The sequence below is a fragment of the Bordetella genomosp. 8 genome (assembly GCF_002119685.1).
Taxonomy (GTDB): Bacteria; Pseudomonadota; Gammaproteobacteria; order Burkholderiales; family Burkholderiaceae_B; genus Bordetella_C.
Genome location: NZ_CP021108.1, coordinates 4,594,787 through 4,611,943, shown reverse-complemented (window position 1 = coordinate 4,611,943; position 17,157 = coordinate 4,594,787). Strand labels below are relative to the sequence as shown.

Sequence of the window (17,157 nt, the reverse complement as noted above, 5' to 3'; positions counted from 1 at the left end):
CGGCGTCGCGCGCATCGCACTGCATGACACAATTCACGCGGCTACATCGGGCAAACGGGCATATATGGCATGAAAAGGCGGGGGCGCGGGGCCTTGGCGATATTGGTGGCGAGCAGCATGCTCGCGGCCTGCATGTCTCCGCAATCGCCCTCGCGCGACGGCCGCCGGCCGGACGGGGAATCCATGTCCGCCGACCAGTTCATGCAGACGGACTTCAACCGTACCGTCACGCTGGAAATGCGCGACAACCTGAACAGCCTGTATTCCCTGGCCGACAAGCTTTACCGGCGCAATCCGCGCGAATGGCGCAAGGGCGGCATGGCGAACCAGGCCGCGGCAATGGCGCGGCTGCATGGCCTGATAGACAACCGGACGCCGCCCGCGCCGCTGTCCGGCCTGCGGGATATCCAGGTGCTGGCGGTTTCGCTGGATCCCGGCTTCCAGGGCGACCGGGTCACCGCCTTCATCTATGGCCTGGCAGATACCGTCATCGCTTCGCACAACGGAAAAACGCGCTTCTATGTGTCTGATGTGCTGGATGGCCAGCGCGTCTACAATGCGGCTCGTAACGTCGAGGCCGCCGCGTGGCTGCTGGCCAGCCGGCGAGATGGTGCCGGGCAGCCCTTGTTGCTGGCGAACGAGATCAGTCCGACCGCGACCAATCTCAGTTTCGAGCGCGAGTTCGGCGCGATCATCGGCAGGCTGGACCTGATCGCCAATTTGCTGGGGGAAAACGGCCGGCGTGTCGGCATCAATTACGCCCAGGGCCTGCTGTTCTTCAATTTTCTGCCGGTGCGCTAGGGCATCGGCCGGTGCCGCGCCGGCGCGGCCGATCCATCAGGAGCATAGCGTGATCGACCTGTCCGCCATCCAATCCGCGCACCTGCGTCTGCAGGGACAGGTGCTGAACACGCCGTTTTCGCATTCCCGCACCTTGTCCGACATGCTCGGCGCCGAAGTCTGGCTGAAGTTCGAAAACCTGCAGTTCACCGCTTCCTTCAAGGAGCGCGGCGCGCTGAACCGGATGCTGAACCTGGACGCCATCGAGCGCGCGCGCGGCGTCATCGCCGTGTCGGCCGGGAACCACGCGCAGGGGGTGGCGTATCACGCGCAGCGCATGGGCATACCGGCGGTCATCGTCATGCCGCGCTTCACCCCCACGGTCAAGGTCGCCAATACCCGCCGCTTCGGCGCGGAAGTGGTGCTGGCGGGCGACACCTTCGACGACGCCAAGGCCCACGGTTACGTGCTGGCGCAGGAACGCGGGCTGACCATGATCCATCCCTACGACGATCCTTACGTCATTGCCGGCCAGGGCACGATCGCGCTGGAAATGCTGGAGGCGCGGCCGGACCTGGACACGCTGGTCGTACCCATAGGCGGGGGCGGCATGATTTCCGGTATCGCCGTGGCCGCCAAGGCGATCAAGCCGGATATCGAGATCGTCGGCGTGCAGACCGAGCGCTTTCCTTCCATGTACGAAGCGACGCGCGGGTTGACGCTGCCTTACGGCCAATACACCATCGCCGAAGGTATCGCCGTGAAGTCGCCCGGCCAGCTGACCCAGGAGATCGTCGCCCGCCATGTGTCGCGCATCGAACTCGTCAGCGAAGGCGATATCGAGCATGCCATCGTGGTGTTGCTGGAAATCGAAAAGACCGTGGTGGAAGGCGCGGGCGCCGCCGGCCTGGCCGCCATGCTGCGTGACCAGGCACAGGGCGATGCCTGTTTCCGCGGCAAGCGCGTCGGCCTGGTCTTGACGGGCGGCAACATCGATCCGCTGATGCTGGGCGAACTGATCGAGCGCGGCATGGTGCGCGCCGGCCGGCTGGCACGCATCCGTGTCGACCTGCGCGACCTGCCGGGGGCGTTGGCGCATGCCACGGCGGTCATTGCCGACGCCCATGCCAACATCACCGAAGTGCATCACCAACGCGCGTTCACCGCCTTGCCGGTACGCAATGTGGAAGTCGACTTCGTGCTGCAGACGCGCGGCCCGGAGCACATCGTGGAAGTCATCGAACGCCTGAATGCAGTGGGATTCGCGGCGAGCAATCACGATCATTGACGTCACCGTCGACGTCACCATCGCGCCGCGCCGGGTCGTCGAAGCTGCCGTCCCGCTCCACCAGGCCGCGCAGCCGGTACAGGCGCTCGCGATGCAAGGTAACGGACAGCGGCTCCGGCTGCCTGCCGACCGCCGCCACGTCGGCGGCCGTGCCTTGCAGCGCCCGCAGCAGCGCATCGCGCGACGCCGGCCACCACTGCGATAGCAGGCGGTCGGGGTCGCAGGCGTCGGTTCCCAGCCGGCGCATTTCCGAGCGGTTGAAGTCTTTCATGTTCCAGGTCACCACCAACACCGCGGGCGCTTGCTGGTGCCCGCAGCGCGCCCGTTTCGCCAGGCCGGCGGCGATCACGTGGTGGTCCTTGGGGTCGCTGTAGCGCAGCCCGGCTTCGTAGGCCTGTACGTCGCCTGCGTCGGCGCCGGGGAATTCGCGCTGCATGTCCTCCCACAGCGCGGCCACGTCCGCGGGGGGCACTTTCCAGAGCCGCGCGGCGTTGCGGATCCATTCCTCGCCGATGCGCGCGCTCCACACCGGCAGGAAGACGCCGTCGCGCGCCAGGCGCAACAGCAGGCCGCGCAGGATGGACGACATCAGGACGCAGGCGTCCAGGACGACGAAGGGCGGCGGGCTGGCGGTGGTGGCGCGAAAGGGGGCTGGAGATGAAGGCACGAGGCGAGCGGGAGCGGCGTTGCGGGTCGGCCGATATCGTAGCCGCAATCCGGGTTTCTTTCTGACCGTGTCGGTTCGTGACTTCTCGACACGTAAGCTGTCTTCGGCGCTGCCGGGCTGTCGGAATCGCCGGGAACCTATGGTTCAATGTGCCTGCACGGGCGTGGCGCGGTTCCGGCCACGCCATTTCTTTGGCTCCGTTTTTCGATAGGTTTCCATGCACCGACGTTCACTGCTCAAAGCCTCCGCGGCCTTGGCGGCCTGCACGGGTTTGCCAGCCTCCTTCCTGCTTGCCTCGCGCGCTGTCGCGGACATTGCCGACGGCGAAGCCAAACCCTTCAGTTTCGAAGGATTGCAGGAGCGCGCCAGCAAACTGGCGACCACGCCTTATGTGGACACCCGTGAAGTCCTGCCGCCGACCCTGGCCAACCTGACCCCGCAGCAGTTCAATGCCATCCAGTACGACGCCGCGCATTCCCTTTGGGGGCGCAAGGGCCAGCTGGACGTGCAGTTCTTCCACGTCGGCATGGGCTTCCGTACGCCGGTGCGCATGCACAGCATCGAGCCCGGCACCCGCATCGCGAAAGAGGTGCACTTCCGGCCGGAGCTGTTCAATTACCAGAGCACCGGTGTGGATGTCGGCCAGCTCAAGGGCGACCTGGGGTTTTCGGGGCTGAAGGTGTTCAAGCAGCCGAATATCGACAAGTACGACATCGTCTCCTTCCTGGGCGCCAGCTATTTCCGTGCCGTGGACAACACTGGACAATACGGCTTGTCGGCGCGCGGCGTGGCGGTGAACACCTATGCGGGCACCGTCGAGGAATTCCCCGATTTCATCGAGTTCTGGTTCGAGACGCCGGCGCAGGATGCCACGCGCTTCGTACTGTATGCCTTGCTGGATGCGCCCAGCATCACCGGCGCCTATCGCTTCGATATCAATTGCCTGGCCGATCGCGTCATCATGGATATCGACGCGCACCTGACCGCGCGCCAGGACATCAAGCAACTGGGCATCGCGCCCATGACCAGCATGTTCAGCTGCGGCACCAACGAGCGCCGGATGTGCGACACCATCCACCCCAAGATCCACGATTCGGACCGTCTGTCGATGTGGCGTGGCAATGGCGAATGGGTCTGCCGGCCGCTGAACAATCCTGAGCACATCCAGTTCAATACGTACCTGGACAACAATCCGCGCGGCTTTGGGCTGCTGCAGACGGACCATGACTTCAAGTCCTATCAGGATACGGTGGACTGGTACAGCCGCCGCCCCAGCCTGTGGGTGGAGCCGACGACCGCATGGGGCGATGGCGCCATCAACCTGATGGAATTGCCGACCACTGGGGAAACGCTGGACAACATCGTGGCGTTCTGGAATCCCAAGGAGCCCGTCAAGGCCGGACAGTCGCTGCATTATGGCTACAAGCTGCATTGGGCCGCGCTGGCGCCGGTGCAGCCCACGCTTGCGCGGGTGTTGGCCACGCGCACGGGCATGGGCGGCTTCACGGAAGGCTGGGCGCCGGGCGAGCATTATCCCAATGTCTGGGCGCGGCGATTTGCCATCGATTTCATCGGCGGACCGCTGCAAGGCATGGACAAGAACGAGCGCCTGGAATCCGTGATCACGGTGTCGCACGGGCGCGCGCAGGACTTCCAGATCTTCGCGCTGCACCCGGAGGTCGAGGGCTTCCGCGCTATGTTCGATTGGTATCCGACCGACGACAGCACGGCGCCCGTGGAAATGCGCGGCTTCATCCGGCGCATCAGCGACAAGCAGGTGCTCAGCGAGACGTGGCTGTATCAGTATTTCCCGCCGCCTCCGGAGAAACGGCGGTATCCCTGACGCGCACGCCGGCAGCGTCAATCCTTATTGACCGCTGCCGAAGGTGAAGGGAGGCCTGCGAGCATATCGCTGGATGCGTGCTGGAACCGGTCTATCAGGAAATCCAGCAATGCCCGCACGCGGGGCGTCATGTACCGATTCCTGTGGAATACGGCATAGACCCCCGCCTCGTTTTCGATGAAGTCGGGCAAGACCGCCTTCAGCGTGCCGGCGCGTATATCCTGCGCCGCATCCCAGATGGTTTTGCGGGCAATGCCATGCCCCGCCAGCGTCCATGCGCGGGCCAATGCGCCATCGTTGGTTTCCCACGCGTTTTCCATCGCGACGGTATGGATTCTCTGCTTGCCTGTCGCCGCGAATCGAAATTCGTTCAGCGGCCCGGCTGCCGTGACGAGGACCACGAACCGATGTGCGGCCAGGTCTGCCGGGGTACGCGGCACGCCCTGCCTGGCGAGATATGCAGGGGACGCGCATAGCACCCGCCAGTTGGGGGCGAGCTTGCGAGCGACCAAGGTGTCGCTGTCCGGCTTGCCGAACCGGATCGCAAAATCCACGTCATCCTGCAGCAGATCCGATAGCGAGTCGGTCAGTGTCAGGGCGATCTTCAGTTCCGCTTGCGTACTGGCGAATTCTTCCAGCCATTCATTGAGCAGATGGCGGCCGAAATCGGCTGATGCCGAGATACGGATTTTCCCGCGTACGACAGCGTGGCTCGCGTGGAGCGCATCTTCGGCGTCATCGATCGCCTGCAGCGCAACGGCGCAATGCCGGTGGTAGAGCCGGCCCTCCTCGGTCAGGCGCAGCTGCCGGGTACTGCGATCGATCAGCTTTGTTCGAAGCGCAACCTCCAGCTTGGACAGGCGGGCGCTTGCCGCCGCTGGAGAGAGGCCGAGCTTGCGGCCGGCGGCGGAAAGGCTGCCAAGCGCCGCCGCCGCAACGAACAGGCGCATGTCCCCTAATCGATCAGTTGCCATTCTTCATGTGGATTTGAATCTGATTCAAATACTAGCTCAATTATCAAATCCGCATGTGCCGGCCAAACTCATGCCTCGCGATATTGCGCGGAAAGCGAGGCGAGAATGAACGATACGATGGACGAGCGTGGCGGTACGGTTGCGGAGGCGATCCAGCCTCGCGCCGACGTTGGGCGGCTGCCCATGGCAGGGTTGCTGGCGTTGACGATGGCAAGCTTTATCGCCACGGCGAATGAAACGGTGCCGGCAGGCCTGCTTCCGCAGGTTGCACAAGGATTTCACGTAAGCGAGGCGTGGGCCGGTCAGCTCGTCACGAGTTGTGCGCTCGGTTCGGGCATAGCGGCCATCCCTTTGACCGCGGTGACGAATCGATGGCGGCGGCGGCATGTGCTGCTGCTGGTGCTTGCGGTATTTTTTGTCTGCAATGCAATAACGGCGGCGTCCTCGCACTATGCGCTGACACTGTTTACGCGGTTCGTGGCGGGGCTTGCCACGGGGCTGGCCTGGAGTCTCCTGGCACCCTATGCACGCCGCATGGTTGCGCCGTCGATGCAGGGGCGCGCGCTCGCGGTGGCAATGTTCGGCATCCCTTTGGCGTTATCGGTCGGTGTTCCGTTGAGTGCCTGGCTCGGAAACATGATCGGCTGGCGCGGCGTGTTCGCCATCATGTCGGTCATGACCCTGGGGTTGATGGCCTGGGTTTTCCGGGAGGTTCCCGACTACCCAGGCCATGCGGCCGACAGCCGTTGGCCTCTGCGACAAGTCCTTGCCATTCCCGGCGTGCTGGCGGTGCTCCTGGTCGTTACGACGTGGATCCTGCCGCATTACGTTCTCTATACCTACATCGCCCCCTTGCTGGCATCCATGGGGCAGGCCGGCCATCTGGACGCCATATTGCTGATCTTCGGCGTGTCTGCCGTAACGGGTATATGGCTCGTCGGTTCGCTGGTTGACCGATGGTTGCGCTTCCTGGTGCTGACCGGATTGGGCGCCTTTGCCTTGGTTGCGTTTGCATTCTGCGTGGGAGGAATGCCGCTTTGGGCGATATGCGCCAGTGTGGCGATCTGGGGAATGAGCTTTGGTGGCGCGCCAACCTTGTTGCAGACCGCGTTGGCCGATGCAGCGGGCGACGCGGCCGACGTGGCGCAGTCCATTCTGGTGACGGTATTCAATCTGTCGTTCGCGGGTAGCGGGGTTATCGGCGGGATGCTGCTCGCATCCGACGGTGCGGGGTCTTTACCCTGGGTGGGGCTGCTGGTATTGACGATTGCTTGCTTCATCGCCTGGGGAGCGAATACCCATGGGTTCAAGCCCGGTCGGCGTGATGGCCCGGCGGTTCCCGCATCGCTCCCGCGGGCCCGACCGATGCGCCATTGAGGCCATTGCCGCTGTACCAAAGATGGTATACCGTAGCATACTAAGAAGCAGAACATGGCCGGGTCGACAGACACCGGTCTGCCCCAAGGTGATCGGAGACAACGATATGAAGCTGCCTTGCCGCCTGGTCCTGTATGCCGCGATGAGTGTCGTCCTGGCTCTGGGCCCGTACTGTGCCGCCCACGCCGAGACCGCGTCCGGCGGCGCCTATCCCAATCGGCCCATAAGGATGATTTCTCCCTACGAGCCGGGCGGTGGGGTCGACATCATGGCGCGGATGGTGGCGCAGAACCTGACCCGGGAGCTGGGGGTGTCCGTGGTGGTGGAAAACCGGCCGGGCGCCGGGGGTGTGGTGGGTACGCAGTCCCTGACGACGGCGCCGCCTGATGGCTATACCCTGATCCTGGATTCGCCTTCGCCCCTGGTGGTGGCGCCATACCTGATGAAGAAACTGAACTACGACCCGCAGCAGGACCTGGAACCCGTCAGCCTGATCGCCGACGTGCCGGCCGTGCTGCTGGTCAAGAACGACTCGCCTATCCACAGCGTCAAGGACCTGCTGGACCTGGCGCGCAAGGAACCCGGCAAGCTGACGTTTTCATCATCGGGGTTGGGCGGCACCGCGCATCTTTCCGCCCAGTTGCTGAAGGTGCTGTCTGGCGCGGACATGCTGCACGTGCCGTACAAGGGCACCGCGCCGGCCATCCAGGCCGTCATGACGGGCGAGGTCACCATGACCTTCGCCGATATGACGGCCGGCCTGGCTTTCGTCAAGAACCATCAACTGCGCGCCGTGGCCGTGACCACCCCACAGCGCAATCCGGCCCTGCCGGATGTCCCCACCGTGGCGGAAACCGTCCCGGGTTATGCGTCCAGTGTCTGGTACGGGGTGCTGGCGCCCAAGGGCACGCCCAGGCCCGTCATCGACAAGCTCAACCGCGAAATCGTCAAGTTCGTGCACGCGCCGGCCGTCCACAAGATGCTGGTCGACGAAGGCGCGGATCCCATCGGATCCACGCCGGAGCAGTTCAGGGATTTCATACGCGCCGAAAGCCAGCGCTGGGGTGACGTCATACGCAAATCCGGTATCCAGCCGCAATAGGCGATTGCCGCGGCGGATCACAGCGGCCGTGGCAGCGACATCGCAGCGACATCGTGGAGTCAACATGCTTCTGATCAACAATGAAGTGGTCGCGAAAGTGCTGACCATGCGCGAATGCATCGAGGCGCAGGAACGTGCCTTCGCCGGCCTGCTCACCGGCGCGGCCATCGGCCGGCCGCGCATCGATATGTACGTGCCCTGCGACCGTGACGACGGCTATTACCGTTGGGGCACGGTGGATGGCACCAGCGACGGCATCCTGGCGGTGCGATTGAAGTCGGACATCCTGGTCTGGCCGCGCGACGAAGGCGCTGGCGGCAGCGAGCAGAAATTCTGCATCGAACCCGGCACCTGGTGCGGCCTGGTGTTCCTGTTCAGCACCGGCAACGGCCAACCCCTGGCGCTGATGAACGATGGCCATCTGCAGCATATGCGGGTGGGCGGCGCGGCCGGCATCGGCACGCGCCTGCTGTCGCGCGAGAACGCGCGGGAGCTGGGCATCATCGGGTCCGGCGGCATGGCCCGTACCTTTCTGGAAGCGATCCTTGCCGTGCGCGATATCCGCCGCGTACGCGTCTACAGCCGGAATCGCGACAACCGCGAACGCTATGCCCGCGAGTGCGCCGAACAATTCGGCGTGGAGATCATCCCCGTGGACACGCCTCGCGACGCGGTGCGCGGCGCGGACATCGTCGCGACCTGCACCGACAGCATGAGCCCGGTGCTCGAAGCGGAATGGCTGGAGCCCGGCATGCACGTGGTGGTGCTCACGCCGCGCGAGATCGATGCGTCCATCATCCGACGCTTCGACGTCGCCGTGCAGCAGGGCAAGGAAGAATTGCCCATGCCGGAGACCGAACGCTTCCGCAAAGGCATCTCCGGCAGTCCGGGCGCTTACGTGGCCGGTACCGCCGAGGAACAGCAGCGCCTGCCCAAGCCGAAGAAATCCCGGCTGCCCACGCAGGATTGGCCGGTCTATACCGACGTGATTTCCGGCAAGGTGCCAGGCCGCATGCGCGACGATCAGATCACCTTCTACTACACGGTCGGCAACTGGGGCGTGCAGTTTTCCTCCGTCGGAGGAGTGGTGTACCGGAAGGCGAAAGAACAGGGACTGGGGCAGGAGCTGCCGCTGGAGTGGTTCATCCAGGACATCCGCAATTGAAGCTTGCGCAGGGTTGGACCATCTTGCGAAGACAAGGATTGTCGTCCGGACCGCCTCGCTCGATCGGCATCCATTGCAGGCCATTCCTTTGACGATTCACTACACTTTCCCTTCTTCGTAACGGATAAGGGAATCGACATGGCGAGCCTACTCCCCAATGGAAAACAGTACTTCACAAATAATAGTGGTGATCCGCTGGCCGGCGGACAGGTCTATTTCTATGTGCCGAATACGAACACGAAGAAGAACACTTATGGGGACCCGAACCAGACGGTCCTGAACAGCAATCCGGTTACCCTGGACTCCAGGGGAGAGGCCGTGATTTGGGGGGCGGGATCTTACCGCCAGGTGGTCTATGATCAATCCGGAAATTTGATCTGGGATCAGCTCACGGAAGATGCCAATGCTGGTGTTACCGGAGACATGATCGACGCTACATTCTCATCGGGCTCGGACTTTACGCCAGGAGTCACTACGACTCTGACATTGCCCGCTGTTTTTGGCAGCATTGAAAACATATGGGTCTTCTTCGACGGAATTTACCAAGGTGACGGCCAGATCGCATTGTTGGATGACTTCACCCTGACGTTCACTGACCCCATCCCGTCGGGGGTGTCGAAGATCGACGTCAAAGGCGGCACTACGGTGGCCATAGGCGTACCGTCCAGCGGGTCTGTGGTGAATGCCTCCGTGGCAGCGGCTGCGGGAATCGCTTTCTCGAAACTGTCATATATGCGAGAGGCACTTGGCGCCGTGGCCCGAGATGGTCGCGCTAAGTTGGACGACAGCATCTGCGTGAAAGACTTCGGTGCCAAAGGCGATGGCATTACAGACGATACAGCAGCGTTCCATGCTGCGATAGCTTTCCTCCAGCCACAGGTGACACAGCGCGGTGGTGCTTTATACATCCCGGCAGGCGTGTATAAGCTCACGGCCACGCTGGCGTTTAGCGCCTTCGACCAGTTGCACAACGTCGTTATTTATGGGGATGGTCCCGTCGCCACGACGTTGGATTTCTCGTCGTCCGCTCCCAACACCGACGCTGTCACCTTCGATAGTGGCGCGCATGTGGTCGTCCGAGATCTTTCGATCAATTCGGCAAAGCGCGACGGCTTGGTATTAGGCGTGGGCCTCACTCCTGGTGGGGGTGGCGGTACGACATTCGCGTCCATTAGTAATCTGCGCATTCAAGGTTCTGGCCGCAACGGATTGAGCAACACCAATAGCTGGATGTGTGACCTCACTGATTTGTGGGTGTGGGGCTCTGGCGCCGCGAATTTTGCCTTGAATGGATTCATTACTTCTCTTAGCGCGCGACGGTGCTACTCCAGCAACAGCGCGGGGGTAGGCTTCCTGATAAATGGAATGGTCTATTCGAATTTCCTGGACTGCGGTTCGGACACGAACGGGACGGTGGGATATGCAGTGTCCAACGTCCAGGGCGTTAGCTTCATCGGATGTGGGGCGGAGAATAATGGTGCGGATGCTTGGCGGCTAACCACAGGCAATGTCTCCGCAGGCTCACTCCCAAGCGCGTGCCAAGACATACATGGGTTGGCTTTCATCAGTTGCTACACCATCGGCAATTCGACATCAGCGACGGGTGCGTATGGCAGCTTCTTGGGGGCATACCCTGCAGACAATCGCCCCATTGACTTTAAGATCCTGGGCGGGAGCGCCTATCCTGCAGCTGGGGGAGATCGATCCTTGATTCTGACGGGGGCGGGTACGATCAATTGCCACAAGGAGCTTTTTCACGATGCCGCATTCTCGACCGTAGACTTCGTGAGCGCCGGAGCGGCTGTCACGAACCTCACCATGCTGGGAACCCGGGCGATAGCGCCGCTTTCCGCAGCCAGCCAATCGATCCCTAATGGCACGCTTACCCCAATGTCAATCACCAATATGTCCATCAATACCATGGGGGCGATTGTCGCGGGTGGCGCGATCGTCATCCCGAAGGGCGTGAATTTGATACGGGTTTCCGCGGGGGCTCAGTTTGTCGCCAACGTGACGGGAACGCGGCAGCTATTCATGTATCGGAACGGTGTTATTGAACTGGGAATGGCAGGCATGGCGGTAGGTGCATCAAGCAGCGGCCCGACCATCGTTAACACGTCTTCTAGTGTATTAGCGGTATCCCAGGGAGACACCATCACTTGCCAGGTATTCCAGAACTCTGGGGGCACTTTGAATCTGGCAGCTGGTAGCGCGACGTTTCTTGCGATAGAAGCAATTGGATAATGAGCCGAATTCTCTGGAATGGCCCAGGGTGGGCGGCGGGCCTGGATCGGCGCCGCGGCTCTCCGTGGGGAGGCCACGAACGAGTGTTTGGTATGTTCACGACGCCGGTGCCCGGAACGCGAGTGTGATGAATGCGAAAGGGCGCAGCCTACCCGGTTGCCAAAGCAGTGATGCGCTTCGTCAACGAGGTTGACTCGGTGCTTATTGTTCCACGCAGCAATTCTGCTTAAGCTATTGAATATTTCCAAGCAATCGCAATGATTTGAGTAGTACTGCATTTGAGGTTCTGCCCAAGGATCGATGGGCGTGGCTTTGCACCTGCATCCCAGCCGCATCATCCGCAGCCCGCGTTCATGAATTTCGATCTCCAGTCGATGGACCCCCGGTCCCTGCGCATGTTTCTCGCGCTGGCCGAAGAATTGCACTACGGCCGCGCGGCGGAGCGGCTGTTCATGTCGCAGCCGCCGCTGACCAAGGCCATCCAGCAGATGGAAGAGCGCCTGGGCGTGACGCTGTTTGACCGGAACCAGCGTCGGGTCCGGCTGACCATCGCCGGGACCGTAATGGTCGAGGAAGCGCGGCGTCTGCTGACGCAGACCGAGCTTTCCATCCGCGCCGTGCAGCGCGCCGAGCAGGGTAATGCCGGCAGGATACGCGTGGGCTTCGTCGCCGCCGTGCTGTTCATGGATATACGCGAGGTCATCCTGGGCCTGGAACGCAAGATGCCCGGCCTGGAAACCGTCTGGGAAGAAATGGGCTCGTCGGAGCAGATCCATGCGCTGGAGCAGGATCGAATCGACATCGGCTTCGCCCAGATATCGCAGGGGATGAGTCGCATGATGTCCATTCCGGTGGGGCGCGTGGAACTGGTCGTGGCCCTCGAAGCCGGGCATCCCCTGGCGCGGCGCCGCAGGATACGCCTGGCCGACCTGGCGGAGGACGCCTTCATCGCGATCCCGCGGCAAAGCGGCCCGAGCTTCCATGACCTGACCATCGCGACCTGCATGGGCGCCGGCTTCAGCCCGCGCATCGTCCACTATGCCAGGCACCTGGTATCGGTGGTCAGCCTGGTGGCAATGGGGCGCGGCGTGTCGCTGGTGCCGCGTTCGTTCGCGCGTGCCGGCGTGCCGGGCGTGGTGTTCAAGCAGATGGACGGCGCCACGGTGCTGGCAGAATATTCGGCGGTGTGGAATCCGGCGAATACGCTGCCCCTGCTGCCGCGCGTGCTGGCATTGCTGGAGACGCGTCAGCCAGGAATCAACCGCGCTTGACCAGCAGGCCGCCGTCGACCGGCAGCAGCACGCCGGTGATGTATTGCGCTTCGTCGGACGCCAGGAAAAGCGCGGCATTGGCGACGTCTTGCGCGGTGCCCATGCGGCCCATGGGGACCAGCGCATCCCGCTCCGCGCGGACCTGCTCGCGCGGCACGCCCCGCTCGCGTGCCCGCCGCTCGATGGCCATGGGCGTGTCGATCAGGCCGGGGAGCAGGGCGTTCGCGCGGATGCCGTGCGGCGCGTTTTCCATCGCCAGGTGCTGGGTCAGCGCATTGACCGCGCCCTTGCTGGTCTTGTAGGTCACCGTGGGCCGCGCGGCGAGCGACGCCGTGGACGACACGTTGATGATGCAGCCCGATTTCTGGGCGATCATCGTGGGCAGCACATGCTTGCAGGTCATGAACATGCCCTTCAGGTTCATATCCATGATGGCGTCCCACGCGGCGACGTCCAGCTCCGTGGTGCGGCGGTCGCCCGTGGAGCGTCCCACGTTGTTATGCAGAATGTCGATGCGCTGGTAGCGTTCGACGCAGGCCTGGGCGATTGCGCGGCAGTCTTCCTCCCTGGTGATGTCGGCTTGCAGGGTCGACGCACGCGCGCCGAGCCGGGTGACGGCTTGCAGCGTATCGTCGGCCCACTCCGGGTTGATGTCGACGATCAACAGCGTGGCGCCCTCGGCGGCGAAGCGTTCGGCTACCGCGCGTCCATTGCCTATCGTCCCGCCCGGCTGCTGCCCGCCGCCGACGATGATGCCGACCTTGCCGGCGAGCCTTCCCTTGTCATTCATGGCATTTCCTTTCCGATGCGGATTACGTGAGCCTGCGGCCGCGGTTCTTGCGGCAGCGTTCCCGGCGAGGGATCAGCCCATGGATACATTCCCGTCCTTGATGACCTTGCGCCAACGCGCGATCTCTTCATGGACCAGGCGGGCGAGATCGTCGGGCGTATTGGGTTTGTTAGTGACGCCTTCGCTACCCATGCGCTGCCTGAACATCTCGGACTGCGTGGCGGCGATGGCGGCGCGATTCAAACTGCTTATCACCGCAGGCGGGGTTCCAGCGGCTGCGAACAATGCGTACCAGACATCGGCGGTGTAACCCGGATAGGTCTCCGCGATCGTGGGGATGCCGGGCCAGTAGGGTGACCGCTCCGTGCTGGTGATGGCGATCGCCCGCAGCTTGCCGGCTTTCACCAGCGGGGTGACGGCGCCCGCGGTGCCGAAGAACATATCGATCTGGCCACCGACCAGGTCGGTCATCGCCGGGCTGGCGCCCTTGTAGGGCACGTGCGTCAACGTGACGTGCGCCATTTCCTCGAACAGTTCCGCCGCCAGGTGCACCGCGGTGCCATTGCCCGACGATCCGAAGGTCAGCTTGCCCGGATGCGCCTTGGCGTAGGCGGCGATGTCGCCCACGGTCTTGAACGGACTGTCCGGCCGGACCACCACGACGTTCGGCGCCTGCCCGACGATGGCGATGGGCGCGAAGGCCTTTTCGGTATCGTAGGGAAGCTTGGGCACCAGCGTGTCGTTGATGGCGTGGGCGGACGTGTTGAGCAGGATGGTGTAGCCGTTGGGATCGCTGCGCGCGACGTAGTCGCTGCCGACGACCGTGCCGGCGCCTGGCCGGTTTTCGACGATGACGTTGGTCTTCAGTTCCGTGCCGATGCGTTCGGCCAGCACCCGCGCCAGGGTGTCGGTTCCTCCGCCCGGGGGGAAAGGAACGATGAGATGTATGGGCTTGTCCGGAAAGCTATCCGCCGCCTGCGCGGCGACGGGAAGGACGGCAACGACGGAAAGGGCGGCTGCCAGGCCGAGGCCGGCCACCAGCCTGCGCTTGAGTGGCTTGTGCATGGTTGTCTCCGGTGTCTGTTTTTATGGATTGTTCTGGATTATTCGGACTTCAGGCCCAGCCGCTTGATGGTGCCTGACCAGCGCTCGTATTCCTTGCCGATGTAGGCATTGCACTGCTTCTGGTCCATGTTCATCGGCTCGGCGCCCTGGAAGTCCAGGCTCTCCTTGACCTTGGGATCCTTCATCGCGGCTTGCATCGCGTCGTTCAGCTTCGCCAGCACCGCGGGCGGCGTGCCTTTGGGGGCGGCCAGCACCTGCCAGGTTCCGGCGTCGAAGCCGCGCAGTCCGGGCACGCTTTCACTGAGCGAGGGGATATCCGGCAAGGCCTGCGACCGGTGGCCGGACGTCACGGCCAGGGCCTTGACCTTCCCTGCCTTGATGATGGGCAGGGCGCTGTTGAACGAGCCGGAATACATGAAATTGACATTGCCGCCGGCGAGGTCCGCCAGCGCCGGGCCGTTGCCCTTGTACGGCACATGCTGGAACTTCAGGCCCAGCCTGCCCGCGATGTCCATGGACACCAGGTGGTCGATCGAGCCATTGCCCGATGAACCCTGGAAGTACTTCGCCGGATTGCCCTTGACCGCCTTGTAGAAATCTTCCGCGTTGGCGGACGGATCGTTCTTGGCGACCAGCAGGATGAGCGGCACGGACACCGAGCATCCGGCGACGTCGAAGGCCTTGGTGGGATCGAGGTCGGCGCGGTTGAACAAGGCGGGCGCGGTGGTCAGCGAAGAGGTGCCGTACAGCAAGGTGTAGCCGTCCGGCTTGACGCGGGTCAATTCCTGCGTACCGATGTTGCCGCCCGCGCCCGGCCGATTCTCGATGATGACGGGCGTGTTCAGGATTTCGGAGACGCGCTTGAACAGGACACGACCGATGGCGTCGGTCGGGCCGCCCGGCGCGAAGCCGATCAGCAGCGTGATGGGCTTGCTGGGATAGGGGGCGTCGGCGCGCGCGGGCTGCGCCCCGGCGGCGAGCGCGATCACTGCCAGCCCGGCGGCGGCCCTGCTGGTCGCGCGTAGCGTCCTTCTTCTCATGCTCTGTCTCCTTGTTATGAATGTCGTGCGAGGCTGTTGGCCTCGTCTGGTCGTACGGTTCGGATGCTACTGCCAGGCGGCGGGGTGGGCGCCATTGGGGGCTGGGGGCAGCTCCCAATATGCGCGCGTGCGGGAAAGCTGCGCCACGGGTGGTAGCTGTTGCAGCACGCCATACGCCGATGTACGCGTCTCCAGCAGCGGCAGCAGGCCTTCGGCGAAATGCCGCCGCTCTTCGCGCGGCCTGTGTTCCGTTTCCAGGCCCAGGCTTTGCACCCACATCGACGTGCGCGTCAGCGATACCTTGACATGGTAGCTGCCGCCTTCCGCGGCGCGCCGCATCAGTGCCAGCATGACGCCAGCGGCGCCCAGATAGCCGGTCAAGTAGTCGTTCAGCAGATATGTGGGCACCACGCGCGGCTTGCCGCCCGCCACGCCTTCGCTGATCGCGATACCGGTGACGGTCTGGCCCAGCTGTTCGAAGCCCCCGCGTTCGGCCCAGGGTCCGCTGTCGCCGAAAGCGCTCACGCTGACGTAGATCACGCCGGGGCGTATGGCGGCGGCTTCCTCGGCGCCCACGCCGCGCCGCGCCAGGGTGCCGGGGCGCCACGATTGCACGACCACGTCGGCGCCGCCGATCAGTTCGCGCGCGCGTCGCAGGTCCGCCGCCTGCGTCAGGTCGAGGAAGGCCGAGCGCTTGCCGATATTCGTATCTATCGTCTGCCGGAAAGGGTCCTGGTTCATCGGCGGGGTGATGCGCAGGACCTCGGCTCCCTGTTCGGCCAGCGACCGGGCGACGACCGGACCGGCAATGACGTGGCCCAGGTCCAGGACCCGCAGCGCCGACAAGGGCCTGGCGCCGGGCCTGGGCGCTTCGGGTTCGCTGTCGGCGATCCGGGTGATCTCGATGACCGGTTGCCGTGCCAGCAGGGCGCCTTGAGGATGCCGCAGCCACTCCTCGGTGCTACGGGCATAGACGCCGGGCAGGCGCTTTTCCTCGAAGGCCGTTTCGAGGTCGTCGGCCTTCCAGCGACCAATGGCGCGGCCCAGCGCGGCAGGGGTGTTGGCGCAGTCCAGCAGTTCCAGCACGCCGTCGCGCAGGTGTGGATAGGAGCCGATGGGAAAGAACCAGCGCTGGTCCGCGGTTCGGTAGAAGTCGGCCTTGAGCTCGGTCAGCAGCGACAGCGCGGGGAGGCTGTAGCCGTTCTGGGTCTGGAAGTGGCCTGGGTTCAGGGATGCCGCGGCCTGCATCCAGTCGATGGCCACCGTCTGGCGCTGCCCGGTGGCGAGTTGCCACCATTTCTCCACGGTCAATGCATAGGCGCCGATCGCCGCGCCGGCAGACAGGGTGAGCGCGTGCGGCGTATCGAAGACCGGCGCGTCGCCATGAAAGCGCAGCCTCGCGGCGGGCGGTTCGTCCCAGGGCCGCTGCGCGCCGAGCAGGTCCGCGATGGCCTGGCAGGCGCGTTGGGATGGGTCAGGGGACACTGGCATGACGGCGCTCCTCGTTCTTCGAATAAGGAAGGGCAGTCTATAAAGCCGGAAAATCCACGT

14 protein-coding genes are annotated in these 17,157 nt (G+C 63.8%); 8 read left to right on the top strand and 6 right to left on the bottom strand.

Going from position 1 to position 17,157, the window contains the following annotated elements:
* Positions 1 to 69 precede the first annotated feature (69 nt).
* Both CAL12_RS20905 and CAL12_RS20900 read left to right on the top strand, forming a co-directional pair.
* The gene (locus CAL12_RS20905; RefSeq protein WP_086066374.1) at positions 70 to 801 is read left to right on the top strand and encodes a hypothetical protein; all 732 of its coding nucleotides are present in this window, start codon (positions 70 to 72) and stop codon (positions 799 to 801) included.
* A gap of 49 nt (positions 802 to 850) precedes the next feature.
* Entirely contained in the window at positions 851 to 2,068 is a 1,218-nt protein-coding gene (locus CAL12_RS20900) for a threonine ammonia-lyase (RefSeq protein ID WP_086066373.1), read from the top strand.
* Here the strand turns inward: CAL12_RS20900 and CAL12_RS20895 are convergent.
* On the bottom strand, positions 2,016 to 2,657 hold the full coding sequence (locus tag CAL12_RS20895) for a PIN domain-containing protein (RefSeq protein ID WP_086068024.1): 642 nt from the start codon (positions 2,655 to 2,657) through the stop codon (positions 2,016 to 2,018). The two genes, CAL12_RS20900 and CAL12_RS20895, sit on opposite strands and share 53 nt — an antisense overlap.
* 295 nt (positions 2,658 to 2,952) lie before the next feature.
* On the opposite strand from CAL12_RS20895, the gene CAL12_RS20890 reads away from it, so the two are divergent.
* A complete protein-coding gene (locus tag CAL12_RS20890; protein ID WP_086066372.1) occupies positions 2,953 to 4,578 on the top strand; it encodes a glucan biosynthesis protein D in 1,626 nt (541 codons plus the stop codon).
* 17 nt (positions 4,579 to 4,595) lie between these two features.
* Here the strand turns inward: CAL12_RS20890 and CAL12_RS20885 are convergent, their stop codons facing one another.
* Positions 4,596 to 5,552, bottom strand: a complete 957-nt coding sequence (locus CAL12_RS20885) for a LysR family transcriptional regulator (protein ID WP_086066371.1) — start codon at positions 5,550 to 5,552, stop codon at positions 4,596 to 4,598.
* A gap of 105 nt (positions 5,553 to 5,657) precedes the next feature.
* On the opposite strand from CAL12_RS20885, the gene CAL12_RS20880 reads away from it, so the two are divergent.
* The 5 genes from CAL12_RS20880 to CAL12_RS20860 all read left to right on the top strand — a co-directional run bounded on the left by CAL12_RS20880 (position 5,658) and on the right by CAL12_RS20860 (position 12,711).
* Positions 5,658 to 6,929: an MFS transporter gene (locus CAL12_RS20880; protein ID WP_420042732.1), complete on the top strand. Its 1,272-nt coding sequence runs from the start codon at positions 5,658 to 5,660 to the stop codon at positions 6,927 to 6,929.
* A 106-nt stretch (positions 6,930 to 7,035) separates the two neighbouring features.
* A complete protein-coding gene (locus CAL12_RS20875) occupies positions 7,036 to 8,031 on the top strand; it encodes a Bug family tripartite tricarboxylate transporter substrate binding protein (protein ID WP_157793064.1) in 996 nt (331 codons plus the stop codon).
* Between the two features lie 64 nt (positions 8,032 to 8,095).
* Complete coding sequence (locus tag CAL12_RS20870; RefSeq protein WP_086066369.1) at positions 8,096 to 9,196, top strand: ornithine cyclodeaminase family protein; 1,101 nt, start codon at positions 8,096 to 8,098, stop codon at positions 9,194 to 9,196.
* Between the two features lie 138 nt (positions 9,197 to 9,334).
* Positions 9,335 to 11,440, top strand: a complete 2,106-nt coding sequence (locus CAL12_RS20865; RefSeq protein WP_157793063.1) for a glycosyl hydrolase family 28-related protein — start codon at positions 9,335 to 9,337, stop codon at positions 11,438 to 11,440.
* Positions 11,441 to 11,793: 353 nt separating this feature from the next.
* Positions 11,794 to 12,711, top strand: coding sequence for a LysR substrate-binding domain-containing protein (locus tag CAL12_RS20860; RefSeq protein ID WP_086066368.1), 918 nt, complete (start codon positions 11,794 to 11,796; stop codon positions 12,709 to 12,711).
* On the opposite strand, the gene CAL12_RS20855 is transcribed toward CAL12_RS20860, so the two are convergent.
* From CAL12_RS20855 to CAL12_RS20840, 4 genes are all read right to left on the bottom strand, one after another.
* The gene (locus CAL12_RS20855; protein WP_086066367.1) at positions 12,698 to 13,501 is read right to left on the bottom strand and encodes an SDR family NAD(P)-dependent oxidoreductase; all 804 of its coding nucleotides are present in this window, start codon (positions 13,499 to 13,501) and stop codon (positions 12,698 to 12,700) included. The two genes, CAL12_RS20860 and CAL12_RS20855, sit on opposite strands and share 14 nt — an antisense overlap.
* Before the next feature lie 72 nt (positions 13,502 to 13,573).
* Positions 13,574 to 14,566, bottom strand: coding sequence for a Bug family tripartite tricarboxylate transporter substrate binding protein (locus CAL12_RS20850; RefSeq protein WP_086066366.1), 993 nt, complete (start codon positions 14,564 to 14,566; stop codon positions 13,574 to 13,576).
* A 38-nt stretch (positions 14,567 to 14,604) separates the two neighbouring features.
* Entirely contained in the window at positions 14,605 to 15,606 is a 1,002-nt protein-coding gene (locus tag CAL12_RS20845; RefSeq protein WP_086066365.1) for a Bug family tripartite tricarboxylate transporter substrate binding protein, read from the bottom strand.
* Positions 15,607 to 15,672: 66 nt separating this feature from the next.
* On the bottom strand, positions 15,673 to 17,097 hold the full coding sequence (locus tag CAL12_RS20840) for a CoA transferase (protein ID WP_086066364.1): 1,425 nt from the start codon (positions 17,095 to 17,097) through the stop codon (positions 15,673 to 15,675).
* Positions 17,098 to 17,157: the final 60 nt, after the last annotated feature.